At 72.5% G+C, this 20,667-nt stretch carries 17 protein-coding genes and 1 riboswitch; of the genes, 8 read left to right on the forward strand and 9 right to left on the reverse strand.

Going from position 1 to position 20,667, the window contains the following annotated elements; translation table 11 throughout:
- The first annotated feature begins 273 nt into the window (after positions 1-273).
- Positions 274-1,056 (forward strand): glucosamine-6-phosphate deaminase, encoded by a 783-nt coding sequence (nagB, locus tag EST54_RS02590; protein ID WP_129244521.1) that lies wholly within the window; start codon positions 274-276, stop codon positions 1,054-1,056.
- A 55-nt stretch (positions 1,057-1,111) separates the two neighbouring features.
- On the opposite strand, the gene EST54_RS02595 is transcribed toward nagB, so the two are convergent.
- Positions 1,112-2,662: a glycoside hydrolase family 3 protein gene (locus EST54_RS02595; RefSeq protein ID WP_129244523.1), complete on the reverse strand. Its 1,551-nt coding sequence runs from the start codon at positions 2,660-2,662 to the stop codon at positions 1,112-1,114.
- Positions 2,663-3,045: 383 nt separating this feature from the next.
- Here EST54_RS02595 and EST54_RS02600 point away from each other — a divergent pair, with 383 nt between their 5' ends.
- From EST54_RS02600 to mctP, 3 genes are all read left to right on the forward strand, one after another.
- Positions 3,046-3,801, forward strand: coding sequence for a GntR family transcriptional regulator (locus tag EST54_RS02600; protein ID WP_129244614.1), 756 nt, complete (start codon positions 3,046-3,048; stop codon positions 3,799-3,801).
- Positions 3,802-4,022: 221 nt separating this feature from the next.
- Positions 4,023-4,283 (forward strand): DUF3311 domain-containing protein, encoded by a 261-nt coding sequence (locus EST54_RS02605; protein ID WP_129244525.1) that lies wholly within the window; start codon positions 4,023-4,025, stop codon positions 4,281-4,283.
- Positions 4,280-5,968 (forward strand): monocarboxylate uptake permease MctP, encoded by a 1,689-nt coding sequence (gene mctP, locus EST54_RS02610; protein ID WP_129244527.1) that lies wholly within the window; start codon positions 4,280-4,282, stop codon positions 5,966-5,968. The genes EST54_RS02605 and mctP overlap by 4 nt, the downstream gene beginning before the upstream one ends.
- 72 nt (positions 5,969-6,040) lie before the next feature.
- Here the strand turns inward: mctP and EST54_RS02615 are convergent, their stop codons facing one another.
- Positions 6,041-6,628 (reverse strand): Uma2 family endonuclease, encoded by a 588-nt coding sequence (locus EST54_RS02615; RefSeq protein WP_129244530.1) that lies wholly within the window; start codon positions 6,626-6,628, stop codon positions 6,041-6,043.
- Between the two features lie 159 nt (positions 6,629-6,787).
- Positions 6,788-6,878, forward strand: a riboswitch (cobalamin riboswitch).
- Positions 6,879-7,067: 189 nt separating this feature from the next.
- Here EST54_RS02615 and EST54_RS02620 point away from each other — a divergent pair.
- The 3 genes from EST54_RS02620 to EST54_RS02630 all read left to right on the forward strand — a co-directional run bounded on the left by EST54_RS02620 (position 7,068) and on the right by EST54_RS02630 (position 12,670).
- Complete coding sequence (locus EST54_RS02620; RefSeq protein WP_174857377.1) at positions 7,068-9,530, forward strand: ribonucleoside-diphosphate reductase subunit alpha; 2,463 nt, start codon at positions 7,068-7,070, stop codon at positions 9,528-9,530.
- On the forward strand, positions 9,530-10,579 hold the full coding sequence (locus tag EST54_RS02625) for a ribonucleotide-diphosphate reductase subunit beta (protein ID WP_129244532.1): 1,050 nt from the start codon (positions 9,530-9,532) through the stop codon (positions 10,577-10,579). The genes EST54_RS02620 and EST54_RS02625 overlap by 1 nt, the downstream gene beginning before the upstream one ends.
- 108 nt (positions 10,580-10,687) lie before the next feature.
- Positions 10,688-12,670 carry a transglycosylase domain-containing protein gene (locus EST54_RS02630; protein WP_129244534.1) on the forward strand — a complete coding sequence of 661 codons (1,983 nt, stop codon included), beginning with the start codon at positions 10,688-10,690 and terminating at the stop codon, positions 12,668-12,670.
- Positions 12,671-12,719: 49 nt separating this feature from the next.
- On the opposite strand, the gene def is transcribed toward EST54_RS02630, so the two are convergent.
- The 6 genes from def to EST54_RS02660 form a co-directional block, all read right to left on the reverse strand.
- Positions 12,720-13,364 (reverse strand): peptide deformylase, encoded by a 645-nt coding sequence (gene def / locus EST54_RS02635; protein WP_129244536.1) that lies wholly within the window; start codon positions 13,362-13,364, stop codon positions 12,720-12,722.
- 68 nt (positions 13,365-13,432) lie between these two features.
- Positions 13,433-14,431, reverse strand: coding sequence for a tetratricopeptide repeat protein (locus EST54_RS02640; protein ID WP_129244538.1), 999 nt, complete (start codon positions 14,429-14,431; stop codon positions 13,433-13,435).
- 428 nt (positions 14,432-14,859) lie between these two features.
- Positions 14,860-16,074 carry an HD-GYP domain-containing protein gene (locus tag EST54_RS02645; RefSeq protein WP_161989245.1) on the reverse strand — a complete coding sequence of 405 codons (1,215 nt, stop codon included), beginning with the start codon at positions 16,072-16,074 and terminating at the stop codon, positions 14,860-14,862.
- 143 nt (positions 16,075-16,217) lie between these two features.
- Complete coding sequence (locus tag EST54_RS02650; protein WP_129244542.1) at positions 16,218-17,693, reverse strand: HD-GYP domain-containing protein; 1,476 nt, start codon at positions 17,691-17,693, stop codon at positions 16,218-16,220.
- Positions 17,694-17,879: 186 nt separating this feature from the next.
- Positions 17,880-18,290 (reverse strand): mycothiol system anti-sigma-R factor, encoded by a 411-nt coding sequence (rsrA, locus tag EST54_RS02655; protein ID WP_129244544.1) that lies wholly within the window; start codon positions 18,288-18,290, stop codon positions 17,880-17,882.
- Complete coding sequence (locus tag EST54_RS02660) at positions 18,287-18,982, reverse strand: sigma-70 family RNA polymerase sigma factor (protein WP_203525417.1); 696 nt, start codon at positions 18,980-18,982, stop codon at positions 18,287-18,289. Before EST54_RS02660 ends, rsrA begins: the two co-directional genes overlap by 4 nt.
- Before the next feature lie 367 nt (positions 18,983-19,349).
- Here EST54_RS02660 and EST54_RS02665 point away from each other — a divergent pair, with 367 nt between their 5' ends.
- The gene (locus EST54_RS02665; RefSeq protein ID WP_129244547.1) at positions 19,350-19,940 is read left to right on the forward strand and encodes a helix-turn-helix domain-containing protein; all 591 of its coding nucleotides are present in this window, start codon (positions 19,350-19,352) and stop codon (positions 19,938-19,940) included.
- 23 nt (positions 19,941-19,963) lie between these two features.
- Here the strand turns inward: EST54_RS02665 and EST54_RS02670 are convergent, their stop codons facing one another.
- Entirely contained in the window at positions 19,964-20,611 is a 648-nt protein-coding gene (locus EST54_RS02670) for an alpha/beta hydrolase family protein (RefSeq protein ID WP_239012738.1), read from the reverse strand.
- Between the last annotated feature and the right edge of the window lie 56 nt (positions 20,612-20,667).

Raw genomic sequence — 20,667 nt, forward strand, 5'->3', positions numbered from 1 at the left:
CCGGTCACTGCCGCCGGGCCGATGAGCCGGGGCCGAGCGCCCCGCCCGCCCCGCGAGGGCGATCCACCTCTCCACCCCACCGCTCGCGACCGCGAGTTCGCCGGCGCGCCGCCGTCCGGCCCCGCGCCACCCCGGCACGCCTCGCCGCCACCGGAAGCCCCCGATCCCCCGGATATCGCAGCCGTCCGTTCGGCAGCGCCAACGGGTTCCGGGGGCCGCGCTCTGCTAGATTGGTCTATACCACATGAGATTCTCCAGAACGGCAGGCCAAGCGTGGAAGTTGTCATCGTTCCGGACGCCATGGCGGGTGGCGAGCTGATCGCGGAGGCCCTGGCGGCCCTGCTGCGCCGTAAGCCCGACGCGCTGCTCGGTGTGGCCACCGGCTCCACCCCACTGCCCATCTACCAGGCACTCGCGGCCCAGGTCCGGGCCGGGTCGGTGGACGCCGCACGGGCGCGCGTCTGTCAGCTCGACGAATATGTGGGCCTGCCGGCCGGGCATCCCGAGTCCTACCGCTCGGTGGTCCTGCGCGAGGTGGTCGAGCCGCTCGGCCTCGGCGCGGACTCCTTCATGGGGCCCGACGGCGCGGCCGAGGACGTCCAGGCCGCCTGCGAGGCGTACGACCGTGCGCTGCGCGAGGCCGGCGGGGTGGATCTTCAGCTGCTGGGCATCGGCACCGACGGGCACATCGGCTTCAACGAGCCCTGCTCGTCGCTCGCTTCGCGTACCCGGATCAAGACGCTGACCCAGCAGACCCGCAAGGACAACGCCCGGTTCTTCGACAGCCTCGACGAGGTACCGCACCACGTCATCACCCAGGGCATCGGCACCATCCTGGAGGCCCGCCATCTGGTGCTGCTCGCCACCGGCGCGGGCAAGGCCGACGCCGTGGCCCGGGCCGTCGAGGGGCCGCTCACCGCGCTGGTCCCGGCCTCGGCGCTGCAGCTGCACCCGCATGCGACGGTCGTCGTGGACGAGGCCGCCGCGTCGCGGTTGAAGCTCGCCGACTATTTCCGCGCCACCTACGCCGCGAAGCCGCACTGGCAGGGCCTCTGAAGGGCCCGGAGTTCCCGGGCCCGTAGTTCCGGCCCGTAGTTCCCGGGCCCGGTGGTCAGTCCCCGTCCGCCGGGCCCGGCCGCCCGGTGAGGACCTCGGCGGCAGCCCGGCCGCAGACCCGGGCGGCGCCGTGGGTGGCGAGGTGCAGAGCGCCCCGCGGCGGGGACTGCGGGACACCCATGTCGACGACCGCGGTGTCGGGGCGGGCGGCAAGGAGGGCGTCGAGCGCCTCGGCCATCCAGGGGTGGCGGTGGATGTCGCGGACCACGGCGACCAGACGGCGCCCGGCGGCCGCCGTGAGCAGGCCGTCGACCAGCGCGGGGGTGCCGGCCGCGGCCGCGGACTCCGCGGTGCAGGTGACCGTCCCGGTGCCGGGGAGCAGCCGGGCCAGTTCGGCGGCGACGCCCCAGGGGGTCTCGTCGCCCACGGCGATGTTGGCCAGCGGGGTGAAGGCCGCGACGCAGGCGGGCGTGGTCAGGGGGGTGAACGGGCCGTCGGCGGTGCGGCGCAGGGCCCGCCGGGCCGCGGTGAGGCCGATCCCGGGGGCGGGCGCGACCCCCTCCCCCGCGTCCGTGCGCCGGGTCCAGCGCGCCAGGGCGCGTACCCGTGCCGCGGCGTCCGCGAGCCGCGCTTCGGGCAGTTCCCCCGCGCGCACCGCCCGCACCAGGGCGTCGCGCAGCCGCAGCACGGTGTCCTCGTCCGCCAGTCCGCCGCCCACACAGAGGGCGTCCGCACCGGCCGCGACGGCCAGCACGCTGCCCCGTTCGAGGCCGAACGCGGCGGAGACGGCCCGCATCTCCATCCCGTCGGTGATGATCAGCCCGTCGAAACCGAGACCGCCGCGGTCGGCGGGGGCGCGCAGCAGACCGCCCAGCGCCGCCGGGCTGAGGGTGGCGGGGCGGTCGGCGTCCAGGGCGGGCAGCAGGATGTGTGCGCTCATCACGGCGCGGGTGCCGGCGGCGACGGCGGCGCGGAACGGCACCAGTTCGCGTTCCTGGAGGGTGGTCAGCCCGGCGGTGATCCGCGGCAGGTCGTGGTGGGAGTCGACGGCGGTGTCCCCGTGTCCGGGGAAGTGCTTGGTGCAGGCGGCGACGCCGGCGGACTGCAGCCCCTCGACATAGGCGGCGGTGTGCCGGGCGACCAGCTGCGGATCGTCGCCGAAGGAGCGGACGCCGATGACCGGGTTGTCGGGGTCGGAGTTGACGTCGGCGCAGGGCGCCCAGTTGAGGGTGATGCCGCACTCGGCCAGCCGACGGCCGAGTTCCCGGGCGACATCGCGGGTCAGGGCGGTGTCGTCGACGGCGCCGAGCGCATGGTTGCCGGGGAAGGAGGAGCCGCCGCGCACTTCGAGGCGGGTGACGTCGCCGCCCTCCTCGTCGACGGCGATGAGGAGGTCCGCGCGTTCGGCGCGCAACCGGGCGGTGAGCGCGGTGAGTTGCGCGGGATCGGCGACATTGCGGCCGAAGAGGCCGACCGAGGTCAGGCCCTCGCCGATCCGGCGCAGCAGCCAGTCGGGGGCGGTGGTGCCGGTGAAGCCCGGCTGGAGGACGGTGAGTGCGTCGCGGGTGAGGGTGTCGGTGGGTACCGCGCGGACGAGAGGGGCCATGGGCTGCGTCATCCCTTCACTGCGCCGGAGGTGAGACCGCCGACCGCCTTGTGTTGCCGGACCGCGTCTCCCGGGCGGCCCGCCCTGGGTGCGGTCGTCCCGGTCTCCTGGATTGTCGCCGCTGTGCGCCCACGCTCCACGGCGCTCTCCCCCCAAGGCCGGGCGTGGTCTTTAATGGTTTAGACCAGCGCCCGCAGCTTGGCCTAGACCTTTTGGGGTGTCAAGGGGTGTATAAGGGTCGCTGCCAGGTCCGTTGTCTGACCGACATCCGGCGGGGCCGGGACCTGCAACAGCGCACGGGGAAGGCTCTCGTGCCACGATGTGAGCCGCTACGTACGGAGGAGCCGGTGACGGCAGCACGACAGGAGTCGGAGAGGCGGGTCATGGAGACGGACGGGGGCAGCACTGCCGAGAGCGGCGCACGGACCGCGCGGGTGCCCAAGTACTACCGGCTCAAGCGGCACTTGCTGGAGATCACCGAGACCCTGCCGCCCGGCACCCCGGTCCCGCCCGAGCGCACCCTCGCCACGGAGTTCGACACCTCGCGCACCACGGTGCGGCAGGCCCTGCAGGAGCTGGTCGTCGAGGGCCGGCTGGAGCGCATCCAGGGCAAGGGCACCTTCGTCGCCAAGCCCAAGGTCTCCCAGGCGCTGCAACTGACCTCCTACACGGAGGACATGCGGGCCCAGGGCCTGGAGCCGACCTCCCAGCTGCTGGACATCGGCTACGTCACCGCCGACGACCGGCTCGCCGGGCTGCTGGACATCGCCACCGGCGGGCGGGTCCTGCGCATCGAGCGGCTGCGGCTGGCCAGCGGCGAGCCGATGGCCATCGAGATCACCCATCTGTCGGCGAAGCGCTTCCCCGCGCTGCGCCGGAACCTCGTCAAGTACACCTCCCTCTACACCGCGCTGGCCGAGGTCTACGACGTCCGGCTGGCCGAGGCCGAGGAGACCATCGAGACCTCCCTGGCCACCCCGCGCGAGGCGGGTCTGCTGGGCACGGACGTCGGGCTGCCGATGCTGATGCTCTCCCGGCACTCCCTCGACGCGCAGGGGCAGCCGGTGGAGTGGGTGCGTTCGGTCTACCGCGGCGACCGCTACAAGTTCGTCGCCAGGCTGCGCCGCCCCACGGACTGACCCGCCGGCCCCGGGGCGGGCCGGGCACCGTCCGCCCGGCCCCGCCGGGCCGCGGCCACCGCTGCCCGGATCCGGCCCGGCCCTGCCACCGCACCCCCCGCGGCCTGCCGCAAGGTGGAGTCTTCATACCGATATGCGGATGGGTGGTGACGCGCGCCACGTCGCTGCCATAGATTTCCAGCCGATTACGCAGGACACCGCGAGGGGACGGAGCAACGGTCATGACACAGTCAGCTGCAACGCCGGATCGCAGACAGGTGGTCACGCCCACACGGGTGATCGCCGGGCTCTGCCTGATCGCTCCGTTCGTCGCCATGCTGTGGGTGAGCTCGTACGCCAGGATCGAGCCGACGCTCATCGGGATCCCGTTCTTCTACTGGTACCAGATGGCGTGGGTGCTGATCTCGACCGTGCTCACCATGATCGCGTACAAGCTCGTGCAGCGTGAGCAGCGGGCGCGCAAGGGCGGTGGGTCGGAATGAGCCTGACCACGACCGCACCGGAGACCTCGGCCGTGCTGGCCGCCTCCGCGACCAAGGGCGTCAACGGCGTGGCGCTCGCCGTCTTCATCTTCTTCTTCCTCGCCGTGACGGTCATGGGGTTCCTGGCCGCCCGCTGGCGCAAGGCCGAGGAGTCCGCCAACCTCGACGAATGGGGGCTGGGCGGCCGCAGCTTCGGCACCTGGGTGACGTGGTTCCTGCTGGGCGGCGACCTCTACACCGCGTACACCTTCGTGGCCGTTCCGGCGGCGATCTACGCGGCGGGGGCGGCCGGCTTCTTCGCCGTGCCGTACACGATCCTGGTCTACCCCCTCATCTTCACGTTCCTCCCGCGTCTGTGGTCGGTCTCGCACAAGCACGGCTACGTCACCACCTCGGACTTCGTGCGCGGCCGCTTCGGCTCCAAGGGCCTGTCGCTGGCCGTGGCGCTCACCGGCATCCTCGCCACGATGCCGTACATCGCGCTGCAACTGGTCGGCATCCAGGCCGTCCTGGACGTGCTGGGCATCGGCGGCGGCGAGCACACCAACTGGTTCGTCAAGGACCTGCCGCTGCTGATCGCGTTCGCCGTCCTGGCCGCGTACACCTACTCCTCGGGGCTGCGGGCGCCGGCGCTGATCGCGTTCGTCAAGGACGGGCTGATCTATCTCGTCATCGGCGTGGCGATCATCTACATCCCGATCAAGCTGGGCGGCTTCGACGCGGTCTTCCACTCGGCCGGCAAGGCGCTGGCCCAGCCGGGACCCGTGCCCGGCAAACCGCGCGGCGAGCTGACCAGCGGGCCCAACGCCCAGTGGGCGTATGCCACTCTGGCGCTCGGCTCGGCGCTGGCGCTCTTCATGTACCCGCACTCGATCACCGCGACGCTGTCCTCGCGCAGCCGCAATGTGATCCGCCGCAACACCACCATCCTGCCGCTGTACTCCCTGATGCTGGGGCTGCTGGCGCTGCTGGGCTTCATGGCGATCAAGGCCGGCACGGACATCCAGGGCAACCCCCAGCTGGCCATCCCGCAGCTCTTCGAGGACATGTTCCCGAGCTGGTTCACCGGCGTCGCGTTCGCCGCGATCGGCATCGGGGCGCTGGTGCCCGCAGCCATCATGTCGATCGCCGCGGCCAACCTCTTCACCCGCAACGTCTACAAGGACTTCCTGAAACCGGACGCCACGCCCGCGCAGGAGCACAAGGTCGCCAAGCTCGTCTCGCTGCTGGTGAAGGTCGGCGCGCTGATCTTCGTCCTCACCATGGACAAGACCGTCGCGATCAACTTCCAGCTGCTGGGCGGGATCTGGATCCTGCAGACCATGCCGTCGCTGGTCGGCGGCCTGTTCACCCGCTGGTTCCACCGCTGGGCGCTGCTGGCCGGCTGGGCGGTCGGCATGCTCTACGGCACGCTCGCGGCGTACGGCGTGGCCAGCCCGACCCAGGCGCACTTCGGCGGCTCCAGCAAGGAGATCCCCGGCATCGGTGAGATCGGCTACATCGGTCTGACCGCCTTCGTCCTGAACGTCGTGGTGTCGGTCGTGCTGACCGTCGTCCTGAAGGCCGTCAACGCTCCCGAGGGCACCGACGAGACCAGCCCCGCGGACTACACGGCGGACGCCGGCGACGAGGGCGTCGTCGTCGAACTGCCACCCGCCACGGCGGGAGCACCGGCCGGCCACTGAGCCACCGGCCGGCCTTCGGCATCGGGCCGTCGCGTTCCTTCGGGGAAGCGGCGGCCCGCTGCCGTGCGCGGGTCAGTTCACCCAGTCCTTCAGCTGCTCGGTTTCGAGGGTGATGCCGACGGGGTCGGGGAGGTGGAGCGACTTGCCGTACGGAACGGTGCGGACGTCTTCGTAGCGGGTGCCATCGGGGTCGCTGTACAGCGACACCTGGCATTCCTGCCGGTCGATGAGCAGATAGAGCGGGATACCGGCTCCCGCGTACGCACGGGGCTTCTCCACACGGTCACGCTGGTGCGTGTCGGAGTCGGCGGAGGTGACCTCGACTGCCATCAACACCGGTTCAGGGGCCGCCCATTCCCCCTTGCCGACAAAAGCGCCACTGACGGAGAGCACCCCGTCCGGCCGGGCCCTGCCGCTGCGGTACTCCTCCACTTTGAGCCCCTGGTCCGGATAGAGCCACAGCTCGGGGTGTGACTGAATGCAGATGCGCGTCAGCCACTCGATGATCCGTCCGTGATCCCCGTCCGGCATGGGCTTGCTCTTGACCTTCCCGTCGATGAGTTCCAACCGCGCGCCTTCTTCCAGGCGGGCGAGTATCCGGGCGGCCTCTTCGAAATGCTCGGTCTCCATGATGTGCGGCCGGTCGGCGAGCGCGGTCATGAGGCCTTCTCCTTACTCCACGGGACGGAACAGAGAGCTGCCACCGACCATAGCCGAGGCCACTGACAGACACTGTGTGATCACTCACGACACACTAGATATGGGGGTGCGTCTGACGGGCCACCACCACATGTATGCTCGTCCTCGCTGTCGCCGCAGGGGAATCCGGTGCGAATCCGGAACTGTCCCGCAACGGTGTCAAGGCGCGCTTCCCCGGCCGGAAACCGGCCCCGACGCGCGCCCGGAGTCCGAGGACCTGCCGACGGTACGACCGCACCGCCATGGGTGTGGACGTCGATACGTCCGGGCCCCGAGGGCTGGGCCGGTGGACGCCGCGTGGTGAGCCCGCGCACTCCTGACCGTGTCGGGGTGCCGCATGCCCGCGTGCGCCCGTCGCGTCCGGCTCTCCCGGCCCCCGCCGAGTGAGGGAGAGCATCACGTGACCATCGCGCCAACGGAGCCCGCGTCAGACGCCGAGGTCGTGCCGCCTGCGGTGGCCACGCCTGCCGGCGGTGCCGACGGCGGCCCGGGCGAGGACGGCCCGGGCGTCGCCTTGCTGCGCACCCTGACCGAACTGACCGAGGACCTGACCGCGACCGACCCCGGCAAGGTGGCCGCCGCCGCCCTGCGCGGCCGGTACGAGGGCGCGGGCGCGGCCGAACTGCGGTCGCTGGCCACCGATGCCGCGGCCGGTCTGATCGGTGACGAGCCGCAGTACTCCAAGCTCGCCGCGCGGCTGCTCACCCTCGCCATCGCCGAGGAGGCCGCCGGCCAGGGCGCCGTCTCGTTCTCCGCCTCGGTCGCGACCGGCCACCGCGAGGGCCTGATCGCCGACGAGACCGCGGAGTTCGTACGGGTCCACGCGGCCCGGCTGGACGCGCTGGTCGAGCGGGCCCTGGCCGACGGCGCCGACGACCGCTTCGGCTACTTCGGGCTGCGCACCCTGCACTCGCGCTATCTGCTGCGCCACCCCACCACCCGTCAGGTCATCGAGACCCCCCAGCACTTCCTGCTGCGGGTGGCCTGCGGCCTCGCGGAGAGCTCTGATTCCGACGAGGGCAGCGAGCGCGCGCTGGCGGACGTCGCCGAGCTCTACCGCCTCACCAGCTCGCTGTCCTACCTGCCCTCCTCCCCCACCCTCTTCAACTCCGGCACCCGCCACCCGCAGATGTCGTCCTGCTATCTGCTGGACTCCCCGCTGGACGAGCTGGACTCGATCTACGACCGCTACCACCAGGTCGCGCGGCTGTCCAAGCACGCCGGCGGCATCGGCCTGTCGTACTCCCGCATCCGCGCCCGCGGTTCGCTGATCCGCGGCACCAACGGACACTCCAACGGCATCGTGCCGTTCCTGCGCACGCTGGACGCCTCGGTCGCGGCCGTGAACCAGGGCGGCCGGCGCAAGGGCGCCGCCTGCGTCTACCTGGAGACCTGGCACGCGGACCTGGAGGAGTTCCTGGAGCTGCGCGACAACACCGGTGAGGAGGCCCGCCGTACCCACAACCTGAACATCGCGCACTGGATCCCGGACGAGTTCATGCGCCGGGTCGAGGCGGACGCCGACTGGTCGCTGTTCTCCCCCGCGGACGCCCCGGAGCTGGTGGACCTGTGGGGCGAGGAGTTCGACGCCGCCTACCGCCGGGCCGAGGCCGAGGGCCGGGCCGTCAAGCAGGTCCCGGCGCGGGTGCTGTACTCCCGGATGATGCGCACCCTGGCGCAGACCGGCAACGGCTGGATGACGTTCAAGGACGCCGCCAACCGCACCGCCAACCAGACCGCCGAGCCCGGCCAGGTCGTGCACTCCTCCAACTTGTGCACGGAGATCCTGGAGGTGACGAACGACGGGGAGACCGCGGTCTGCAACCTGGGGTCGGTGAACCTCGCCGCGCACCTCGGCAACGACGCCGGCGGCTGGGAGGAGGCGATGGACTGGGAGCGGCTGGACGCCACGGTCCGCACCGCCGTCACCTTCCTCGACCGCGTCGTGGACATCAACTTCTACCCGACCGAACAGGCCGGCGCCTCCAACTCCCGCTGGCGGCCGGTGGGTCTGGGCCTGATGGGCCTCCAGGACGTCTTCTTCCGGCTGCGGCTGCCCTTCGACTCGCCCGAGGCGCGGGAGCTGTCCACCCGCATCTCCGAGCGGATCATGCTCGCCGCGTACGAGGCGTCCGCCGACCTCGCCGAGCGGCACGGCCCGCACCGGGCCTGGTCCGCGACCCGCACCGCCCGCGGGGTACTGCACCCGGACCACTACCCGAACGCCGAGCCGCGCTGGGCCGACCGCTGGGCGGCGCTGCGCAGCCGTATCGCCCTGACCGGCATGCGCAACTCCCTGCTGCTGGCGATCGCGCCGACCGCGACCATCGCCTCCATCGCGGGCGTGTACGAGTGCATCGAGCCGCAGGTCTCCAACCTCTTCAAGCGCGAGACGCTGTCCGGGGAGTTCCTCCAGGTCAACGCCTACCTGATCGAGGAGCTCAAGGCGCTGGGCCTGTGGGACGCCCGGACCCGTGACGCGCTGCGCGAGGCCAACGGCTCGGTGCAGGACGTCGCGTGGATTCCCGAGGAGACCCGGGCGCTGTACCGCACCGCCTGGGAGATCCCGCAGCGCGCCCTGATCGACATGGCCGCGGCCCGTACGCCGTACCTGGACCAGAGCCAGTCGCTGAACCTCTTCATGGCGTCGCCGACCATCGGCAAGCTCAGCTCGATGTACGCCTACGCCTGGAAGCGCGGCATCAAGACGACGTACTACCTGCGCTCCCGGCCGGCGACCCGGATCGCCCAGTCCGCGCGCGGCACCGCCGCCGCCAGTGCCCCCGTACCCCAGCAGGCCACCGACCCCGAGGCCGTCGCCTGCTCCCTGGAAAACCCCGAGTCCTGCGAGGCCTGCCAGTAATGACCACCGAGACCAGCGCTTCGGCAACCCACACCGCCACCACCGGCGAGAAGAACCTCCTCGACCCGGGCTTCGAGCTGACCCTGCGGCCCATGCGGTACCCCGAGTTCTACGACCGCTACCGGGACGCGATCAAGAACACCTGGACCGTGGAGGAGGTCGACCTCCACTCCGACGTGGCCGATCTCGCCAAGCTCTCGCCGGGCGAGCAGCACATGATCGGCCGGCTGGTGGCGTTCTTCGCAACCGGTGACTCGATCGTCGCCAACAACCTGGTGCTGACGCTCTACAAGCACATCAACTCCCCCGAGGCGCGGCTGTACCTGAGCCGTCAGCTCTTCGAGGAGGCGGTGCACGTCCAGTTCTATCTGACCCTGCTGGACACCTACCTCCCCGACCCGGACGACCGCGCCGCCGCCTTCGCCGCGGTGGAGAACATCCCGTCCATCCGGGAGAAGGCCGAGTTCTGCTTCAAGTGGATGGACTCGGTCGAGAGCATCGACCGGCTGGAGTCCCGGGCCGACCGGCGCCGCTTCCTGCTGAATCTGATCTGCTTCGCGGCCTGCATCGAGGGGCTGTTCTTCTACGGCGCCTTTGCATACGTGTACTGGTTCCGCTCGCGCGGTCTGCTGCACGGGCTGGCCACCGGCACCAACTGGGTCTTCCGCGACGAGTCGATGCACATGGAGTTCGCGTTCTCGGTGGTGGACACCGTCCGCCAGGAGGAGCCGGACCTGTTCGACGACAAGCTGGAGCAGCAGGTCACCGAGATGCTCAAGGAGGCCGTCGAGGCGGAGCTCCAGTTCGGGCGCGATCTGTGCGGTGACGGGCTGCCGGGCATGAACACCGCGTCGATGCGCGAGTACCTCCAGTGCGTCGCCGACCAGCGCCTGCAGCGGCTGGGCTTCGCGCCGGTCTACGGCTCGGAGAACCCGTTCTCCTTCATGGAGCTGCAGAACGTCCAGGAGCTGACCAACTTCTTCGAGCGCCGGGCCTCCGCCTACCAGGTCGCGGTCGAGGGCTCGGTCTCCTTCGACGACGACTTCTAGAAGTCCTCGAAGACGGACCGCGACGCCCCTTCGCTCCGGTCACCCGCCTTTTGTGAGCGTTCTGTTACCTTCGCAACCGGAACGCGTGGCCACCACATCTAAGCGGGCATGAAGGGCACGAAGGGGCGTCGTCGGTTCATCGACTATCCGCGTCAGGGACGGGAAGGTCTGCGCCGTTGGCTGCCGTCATGGAGACAGTGGCTGAGCGCCGTCGCGCTCGGCGTGGGCGGCCTGGCGGGGCTGTTAGCAATCGTGTACGCAAAGGTCGACATACCGAGTGAGAACGCGCTCGCCGGCCAGGAGGCGACCGTCTATTACTGGGCGGACGGCAGCCAGATGGTGAGCGTGGGGGCCGTCAACCGGCAGAACGTCACCCTCGACAAAGTTCCCGACTCCGTCGAGAATTCCGTGATCTCGGCGGAGAACGCCACCTTCTACACCGACTCCGGAATCTCGCTCAAGGGCATCGGCCGGGCCCTGGTCACCATGGTGTCGGGCGGGGACACCCAGGGCGGCTCCACCATCACCCAGCAGTTCGTGAAGAACACCTATCTCTCGCAGGACCAAACGGTCACCCGCAAGGCGAAGGAATTCGTCATCGCGCTGAAGGTGAGCAACCAGAAGTCGAAGCGGGAAATACTGCGCGGCTATCTGAACACCAGTTGGTTCGGCCGCGGTTCGTACGGCATCCAGGCGGCCGCCCATGCGTATTACGGCATCGACGCCACGAAACTGAACCCCAGTCAGGGCGCGCTGCTGGCGGCCCTGCTGAAGGGCTCCGAGCAGTACGACCCGGGGCTGAGCAAGGCCAATCACGCGCGCGCCGTGGCCCGCTGGAAGTGGATACTCGACCGGCAGGTCGACACCGGGAAGATGAGCGCGCGGGAGCGGGCGAAATACCGCACCTTCCCCGAGCCCCGCGCGCTGTCGAAACCCACCAGCCAGGCCGGCCAGACCGGCTATCTCGTCGATGTCGCCAACAAGTTCATCAAGGCCGACACCGGCCTGACCGACAAAGACCTGGCACGCGGCGGATACCGCATCCACACCACGTTCGACAAAAAGCGCACCCGCCGCCTGGAAAAGGCCGTCACCGACGTGCGCCGCGACACCATCGATCCGAAACGGCGCACGTCCGACAGGTTCGTGGAATTCGGCGCCGCCTCGGTACGCCCCAAGGACGGGGCGATCGTCGCGCTCTACGGCGGCGCGGACGCCACCAAGCACTTCAGCAACAACGCGGACACCACGGCGGTCCCGGCCGGGTCCGCCTTCAAGCCGTTCGTGCTGGCGGCCGCGCTCCAGCAGCAGGTCGACGAGCCGGACGCCGCGTGGCACGGCCCGGCGACCGAGGCACCGGGGGCCGACCCGTCCGGCGCGGCGGCCGGCAAGGCCCGGTTCGGGGACCTGCGCGGGGCCCTGCTGAAGGCCCAGAGCCCGCCGTTCGTGCAGGCCGGCAAGGAGATCGGGCTGGAGCGGATCCGGGATCTGGCGGTGGCCTCGGGGCTGCGTAAGGAGAGCATGGCGCGCCTGGAACAGACCTTCCCGCTGGGCACCTCGGCCCCCAGCGCGATCCGGATGGCGAGCGCCTACACCACCTTCGCCAACGGCGGGCTGCACACCGACCCGTATGCGGTGTCCGCGCTCACCCACGACGGCCGCCCGGTACCCGGCCTGCGCCGCCCCGAGTCGCACCAGGTCCTCGACGCCGGGGTCGCCCAGCAGGTGTCCGGCGCCTTGGAGGAACGCGGCCGGCAGGCCCTGGAAGCACAGGGCGACAAGGCGGCACAGCAGCCGGTCGCGGCCGGTCTCACCGAGCCGGGCGACCGGATGAAGTCGGCGTGGTTCATCGGCAGCCCGCCGGCCGGTGTGCCGGACCTCGGCACGGATCCCGGCAGCGGGGGCGGCTTCCGTCCCGGCAAGCTTCCCGGCGACGGGGACGGCAATGAGCCGACCACCGCCGTCACCATGTTCCGCAACAAACCGGGCGCCCCCGATCTGCTGCCGATGCAGGACGTCGGCGGCGCGGAGACCGGGCTGGGGACGACCGTCCCGCCCCAGGTCTGGAGCGCCTACCAGCAGGCACCGTGACGGCGAAGGGCGCCCGGCCCACCGGCCGGGCGCCCGCGCGCCCGCGTCGTCAGTCGTTGGCGACGACGGGGTAGCGGGGCTCCCGCTCGGCCATCTGCTTCAGCGCGTCCTTGCGCTCCCGCTTGCTCAGCCGGTCGATGTAGAGGTAGCCGTGGAGGTGGTCGGTCTCGTGCTGCAGACAGCGCGCGAAGTAGCCGGTGCCCTCGATCGCGATCGGCTCGCCCTTGGCGTTCTGGCCGCGGACCACGGCGTAATCGGGGCGGGCCAGCTCGGCGTAGGCGCCGGGCACGGACAGACAGCCCTCGTTGGAGTCGTCCAGGATGCGGCGCTCGGCCGGCAGCTCCTCCAGGACGGGGTTGCAGACCGCACCGACGTGCCGGACGCCCTCGTCGTCAAGGCAGTCGTAGACGAAGACCTTCAGGTCCACACCGATCTGGTTCGCGGCCAGGCCCACGCCCTCGGCGGTGCGCTGGCTGGCGAACATGTCGTCGATGAGCCGGCCGAGCTCCTCGTCGAACGCCGTGACGTCCTTGCACTCCTTGTGGAGCACCGGGTTGCCGACCACCGTGATCGGCCGCGAGGTGCCCCGCGCACGGTGGGCTTCCTCCCGCTCCCCGGCGTCGGTGACGTCGTCGACGAACGCCTCATCCACGCGCTGGTCACCCTCTTGATCAAACACAGGCTGCTGGGCCATCTCCGCCGTACGCCTTCCTGAAAACCCTGGTTAGTCGCCCTACAGCCTACGGGGACGCCGGCGGGCGCTCAGCAGACCTCTTCAAGATCCCGCCATTCCCGGGTGTCCGGGCTGTCCGCGACCCAGCCGTCCAGCAGGCCACGCACCAGGGCGGACGGCGCCGCGATGCCGCATTCGCGCTCCGGCACCCAGAGCGAGCCCGAGCCCGCGGTGCGGTGCCCGAGCGGCCCGGGGTGGCCGGGCTCGCTGTGGTCGTGCGGGTCCAGGTGCTCGCCGTCGCCCTCGTCGCTGGGCATCCGGCTCTCCGAGCACGTACGGCACAGCAGCCGCACCGAGGACGACCAGTCCTCGGCGGCGAAGCCCGCGTCGGCCGCCAGCCGCTCCAGGGCGTCCCGGTCGGCCTCCGACGCGGCCTCCAGGAGCACCACCCAGGTGGGGACCGGGGAGGGCGCCCACAGCTCGATCTCGTCGAAGACCGGATAGGCCCTGGTGGCGCCGTCGGCGCTGAGGATGGTCCGCTCGCCGTGCGGGACGCCGTCGTGCAGCACCACCTCGCCCCAGCGCCGCCCGGAGGACGGCAGCGGGATCGACAGCACCTCGATCCGCGCCGGGTCCAGCCGGCGGCCCCAGACGACCTCCGCCTCGCCCTCCGGGGAGAGCCGGACGGCGGCGCTGCCCAGCGCCATACCGAGCGGTTCACCGGACGGGGAGCCCTCACCGGGGACCTTCAGGCCGTACGCCTGCCAGGCGCGGCGGGCCAGCGGCCAGTCCTGCAGGGCGGTGGCGGCGATGCCGACGTTCCACCAGTCGGGCGCCCCCGCCTCCCGGTCCAGCAGCGCCACCGCACGCAGACCGGCCGCCCGGGCCTGCTCCCAGTCGTGCCGGAACTTGTGCAGCAGGGCGAGGTTGAACCAGGACTCCGAAAGCCACGGCTCCATGTCCGCGGCACGGGTCAGCAGCGCCCCCGCGTCCTCGTAACGGCCGTCGCCGATCAGCGTGAAAGCGCGGTCGGTCGCCTGACGCCACGAGGCGGAGGGCCGGTGCCGTACCTTGCCGAAGATCCTCACGATTCCCGCCTGCTGGTTGCTCTTGATGCCGCCGAGGAGGTCTCCCCGGGCGGCGCCCGGGGCCTTCCGAGGGGCCTACTCGACAACCTGCCACAGATTGCCGCCGGGCTCAGCCCGGTTTGCCGCTCCCCTGCGGCTCCTTGCCCTTCGCCGACCCCCTGAATCCCCCTGCAAGGGGCTTCCTTCGCATCCAACCATGCCCATCTCGGCGGCCGCTCATTACCCATGGGTTCCCGCACCTCGGGGGCACGGCGCGGGCCCAACGGCGGGGACGGGGCGGCGGAGCGGCCTCCGGGGCCCCAGGCAGGCCGTCCGCGGGCGGTGTGCGGCCCGCCGGGAGCTGCCGGGGCGGGACGCGGCAGGCCGGGGCTCCGCGGGCCGCCGAGCGGGCGCCGCCCGTCCCGCGCCGTGCGCCACAGTCGGCCATCTCACACCGCGCGGCCGCCGCACGACAGCACCCGGGCCAGCGCCTCGACGACCCGTGGTTCGTGGTCCTGCGCGGTGGCCAGCCGCAGCCGCTCCAGCGCGCGCAGCGGGCCGCCCGGGCCCGCGGAGCCGCCCGACAGGTCGTCGTAGGCGTTGACGGTGCGGACGATACGCGCCGTGACCGGCTGGTCCCGGTACGGATCGGCCTGCCGCTCGACGATCATCGCGACCTCCGCGGGGGCCCCGGTCTGCCGGACAACAGCACCGCCCAGCAGCGCGATCCGGCGCTGCTGGGCGGGCGGCAGCGGCGCGGTCGCCCCGTCCGGCACCGGGTCCAGCAGCGAGAGCTGGCCGATGTCGTGCATCAGGGCGGCGTATTCGAGCACGTCCAAGTCCGGCCCGTTCAGCCCCAGTTCGCGGCCCACGGCGCGGCTGAGCGCGGCCACCCGGCGGGCGTGGCCGTGCGGGGTGTAGCCGGCGATCTCGGTGCAGCGGGCCAGCGAGGCGATGGTCTGGCGGTAGGTGGCGCGGACCGCGGCGAAGCGGCGGAAGGCGAACTGGGTCAGCAGCAGCGGCAGACAGAAGACGGGCAGCGCCCACAGCCCGGCGACCGCGGTGGCCAGCGCGATCACCACGCCGGTGGCACAGATCGCCGAGCCGATGCCGGGCAGCGCCCGCAACTCGTCGCGCAGCAGCGGCCCGTACGGCCAGCCGGTGCGGGCCCGGGCGAGCGCGGCCGCCAGCACCGCGTCGCACAGCGCGGTCAGCGCCATCAGGGCGGTCATGAAGAGGGGGTACACCGGCCCGGAGGCCACCCAGGTGTCCAGCGTCCCGGTGTTGTAGAGGGGCTGGAAGCAGGTGGCGGCGAAGCCGATGGTCAGCACCCGGCGGGCGAGGTGGTCGAGCGCAGGGCCCTGGCCGCGCGCGAGCTGCGGGACGAGTCCGATCAGGCCGGCCGCCAGGACCACGGCCACGATCTGCGGGACGCCGTGGGTGGTGGGCCGGCCGCCGGCCGCGCCGAGCAGGGCGTAGGCCAGGGCCCCGGCGGCACCCAGCGGGGCGCCCTCCCGCTCCCCCGGCATCCGCCCGGGCCCGGCCGCGGGAGCGGGGCCCCGGCCCACCAGCTCGCCCACCGCGATCAGCACCCCGAAGGCCAGCGCGATCCCGGGCTGCCGCAATCCGTCCCACAGCGTCCGGCCGAGCGACCAGCCGGCCAGCGCGGCGGCCGGGGCGTGGACCGCGGCGACGACGGCGCGCGCGCCGCAGGCCGGTGCCCCGGCGCGCGGGCCACCGGCGGCGCGGTCGTCCGCCGTCCGGCGCGCGGCCGGCCACGGGCGCCGGGGGGCGCCCCGGGCCCCGCTCACCGGGTGCCGTCCCGTCCGGCTCCTTCGGGCCGCAGCCCGGGCCGCACCGCCGTACGCTCCGGGCCGCCGGCCGGCTCCCCGTCCCGCGCCGCGATGGCTCCGTCCGGCTCCGCGTCCCGCCGCGGCACGCCGCCGTCCGCCGCCGCGGCGGGCTCCGTGTCCGCCGCCGTCACCAGGTCCGGGTGCCAGCCGTAGCGGTCCAGCGAGGCCGCCAGCGCCCGGACCATCCGCGGGTCGAACTGCGCCCCGGCGCACTTGCGCAGCTCCTCGACGGCCGCCGGCACCGGCCGGGCCCGCCGGTAGGAGCGGGTCGAGGTCATCGCGTCGAAGGCGTCGGCGACCGCCACCACCCGGGCGTACTCCGGAATGTGATGCCCCCTCAGCCCGTAGGGGTAGCCGCGTCCGTCCAGCCGCTCGTGGTGGTGCAGGATCGCCGCCCGGGCCTCCCCCAGGAAGCCGATGCCGCGGACGATCTCGTGTCCGTACTCGGGATGCAGCTCGATGACCCGGCGCTCCTGCGGCGTCAGCGGGCCGTCCTTGCGCAACAGCCGGGTGGGGACGCCGAGTTTGCCGACGTCGTGCAGGATGCCGGCGAACCGCAGCACCTCCACCCGGTCCTCGGCCATGCCCAGCTCCCGGGCGATCATCACCGAGGCGCGTCCGACCCGTTCGCTGTGTCCGCGGGTGTAGCGGTCCTTGATGTCGACGGCCTGGACGAGGGCGCGGATGGTGGCCTGATGGGCGGCGCGTTCCCGGTGGTACTGGGCGAAGACCCAGCAGGACAGGCACATCGGCAGCAGCACCAGCAGCGCCGCCGGCGGCCCGTACGAGCTGCGCCACAGCACCGCCATCATCAGCCCGGCCAGCCCGTGCACCAGATGCGGCCCCAGCGAGCGGGTCAACAGCCCGCGCCAGGCGGTGCGTACGGGGTGCCGCTCGGCGGCGATCAGCACCCCGCCGTCGAGCGCCGCCAGCACCGCGCAGAAGGTTGCCGCGGCGGCCGCGGCGGGCAGCAGCAGGACGGGGAACTGCGGGGCGGACCACGGCTGGTGGCCGCCGGTGATCCGGAAGACCTGCGCGGCCGCCCAGCACGCCGGCGCGAGCTCGGCGGCGTGCCAGAGCCTGCGGGCGGCGGCCGGGCGGGCCCCGGCCGGTCCGGTCAGCGCCCCGGGGACGGCGGTCAGCGCGGCCAGCGGCGGCGGCAGCAGACAGACGCCGGCGAGCAGGACGGGGCTGGCCCAGTCGGCGGGAAAGCACGCGGGCCCCTCGACGGGACCCGTACCGGACGGCGCCCGGACGCCCACCGGCGGGCAGCGGCGCACCTGTTCACACCCGGCGTACAGCAGGGCCAGGGCCAGGGTGCTGCTCCAGGGGGCGGCGGCGCCGAGTCGTATCGCGGGGGCGGCACACAGTGCCGCGGCCAGTGCGGTGCCGCCGATGTACCCTCGCGCGGCCGCCGGAAGTCCCCGCATCGCGCCCTCCTCGTCGCCCACCGCTCTCCCGCGCGCTCCGGAGGAGCCGGGAAGGTCCCTTTGCGCCGCCTCAGAGGTGCGCTCGGGTCGGTGAGAATAGACGGGCCGGGAGGCCGGGGAAGGGGCATCGGGGAATCGGGCGGGACGAATCGGCCCGCCCCTCACCCCTTAGGGTGATGTGCCGCGTTATTCGGTCCGCGCGGTCTTGGTCCGTGCATCGGACGGACCGGCGTCGGACGGGCCGTCCGCCGGCCCGGAGCCGCTCGCCTCGGCGTCCGCCTGCTCGCGCTGTGCCTGTTCCTTCTTGGCCTGTTCGAGCACGCTCACCTCGGGCACGGTCTCCCCGGCCCGGATGAGGTCGATCCGGCCCATCACCTTGGACCGCAGGTCGCTGGGGACGTCGTCATGGCCGCAGCAGCGCTTGACGAGCTTCTTGACGGCCTGCTCCAGGCCGTACTTCTCCAGGCACGGCGAGCACTCGTCGAGATGCACCTGGAAATCCGCGCACTCCCCCTCGGGCATCTCCCGGTCGAGATACTCGTAGAGGTGGTCAAGGACCTCTGAGCAGTCCTTCTCGTGCGGCTCTCCGCAGCTCATGATCCCGAGCCTTTCCGGTCGTGCGACTCCGTCGTCCGCGCGGCCTGCGGGTCCGCAGCCCCCGCCCCGGCCGGGACCAGCCCGCGCTCACGGGCGTAATCCTCCAGCATGCCGCGCAGTTGGCGCCGGCCGCGGTGCAGCCGGGACATCACCGTGCCGATGGGTGTCCCCATGATGTCCGCGATCTCCTTGTAGGCAAAGCCCTCGACATCCGCGAGGTAGACCGCGATGCGGAACTCCTCGGGGATGGCCTGGAGGGCGGCCTTCACGTCGGAGTCGGGGAGGTGGTCCAGCGCCTGCGACTCGGCGGAGCGCAGCCCCGTCGACATGTGCGACTCGGCGCGCGCCAGCTGCCAGTCCTCGATCTCCTCCGCGGCGCTGCGCTGGGGCTCGCGCTGCTTCTTTCGGTAGGAGTTGATGAAGGTGTTGGTGAGGATGCGGTACAGCCAGGCCTTGAGGTTGGTGCCCTCGCGGAACTGGTGGAAGGACGCGTACGCCTTGGCGTACGTCTCCTGCACCAGGTCCTCGGCGTCGGCCGGGTTGCGGGTCATGCGCAGCGCGGCGGAGTACATCTGGTCCAGGAAGGTCAGCGCGTCCCGCTCGAAGCGCGCGTTGCGCTCGGCGGCGCTCTCCTGAGCCCTCTCCTCAGCCGTGCCGTCGGTCCCTGCGTCGGTACCGGTGACCGGACCCACCTCCTCCAACACCGTCGTGGCCCCGGATGCGGACCCACCCGATTCGGAGAATAGACGACGATCCGGTGCCGCCGCCGCTCCGGCCAGGGCGGGCTGCGTCACCTGCATCTGCGACCACGACAGATCGGCGGCCGGGCGGGCGGGGCAAGCGATTCCCATGCGGCGGACTCCCATTCCTCATGCTGCGCCGGACGTACTCGGGCATTACGTGTGGCACAACAGCCGCACCCGCCCGGTCATTCCCGGTCCGCCGGCCCGGCTTTCCCGCCGCCTCCCCGGGGCCGGCCCCCGGACGGACACCCGGCGGACGCCGCCGCCCGCCCCGCCAGGTCTTGACAAACCCACTTGCCGCTTCGGCAATGGAGGGGTGACCGATCACGCATACGCGAAGGTGCTCGCGGACGTGGGCCCCCGGCTGCGGCGGCTGCGCCAGGAGCGCGGGGTGACGCTGACCGCGCTGTCCGCGGCGACCGGCATCTCGGTGAGCACCCTGTCGCGGCTGGAGTCCGGCGGCCGCAAGGCCACCCTCGAACTGCTGCTGCCCCTGGCGCAGGCCCATCAGGTGCCGCTGGACGAGCTGGTGGGGGCGCCGGAGGTGGGTGACCCGCGGGTGCGCGCGACGCCGCTGCGGCGCGCGCACCTGACCGCCGTCCCGCTGACCCGCCAGCCGGGCGGACTCCAGGCGTTCAAGCTGGTCATGGACCCGGCCGGCGGCCCGCGCGAGCAGCGGACGCACGAGGGGTACGAGTGGCTGTACGTGCTGTCCGGGCGGCTGCGGCTGCTGCTCGCGGACCGCGACGTGGAGCTGCGGGCCGGGGAGGCGGCGGAGTTCGACACCCGGCTGCCGCACTGGTTCGGGCCCGCGGGCGACGCACCGGTCGAGCTGCTGAGCCTGTTCGGCAGCCAGGGGGAACGGATGCACGTCCGCGCCCGCCCGCGCGCCCGGGGCGGCGACTGACCCGCGCGGCGGGCGCGGGGACGTCAGCCGAACATGCCGTCCAGCCAAACCGCCACCGTGTCCGTGAGCCGGTCCATCGATTCCGCCTCGCCGACGTCCGCCTTCTTCGGGACCGCGAAGCCGTGGTCCCCGTGGGCGATCTCGGTGAGCTCCGTCCCCGGCGGGAACTCCTCCGGCCGTCCGAACGGGTCCCGGCCGCCCTGGACGACCAGCGTCGGCACCCCGGCACCGGTCAGCTCCTCCGCCCGCGACTTCTCCGGCCGGCCCGGCGGATGCAGCGGGAAGCTCAGCGCCAGGACGGCCTGGGCGCCCAGTTCCCGCGCCGTACGGCAGGCCACCCGGGCCCCGGCGCTGCGGCCGCCGGCGACCACCGGCAGCCCGGGCTTCTCCAGCGCCGGCCACAGCGCGGTCCACGCGGCGTCGAGGGTCTTCGGCGCGGGCGCCACCTTTTTGCCCGCCACCCGCCACGGCTGCTCGACCAGCGCCACGGTGTAGCCGCGGGCCGGCAGCGCGGCCGCCAGGGCCCGCAGATCACGTGCCTCGATGCCCCCGCCGGCGCCGTGGCTCACGGCCACCACGGCACGGGCCGGCTTCGCCTCGCGGTACCAGGTGATCCGGGCGTCGCCCGCCGGCGTCCCGACCGTCTCGGTCTCCATCGCCCCTGTGCTCATGCCGCACCCTCGCTTCACTCGGCCTCGCCTGCGCACCGCGCGCACCGTCCGGTGAC

The organism is Streptomyces sioyaensis (genome assembly GCF_004122735.1).
In the GTDB taxonomy this organism is placed as follows: domain Bacteria; phylum Actinomycetota; class Actinomycetes; order Streptomycetales; family Streptomycetaceae; genus Streptomyces; species Streptomyces sioyaensis.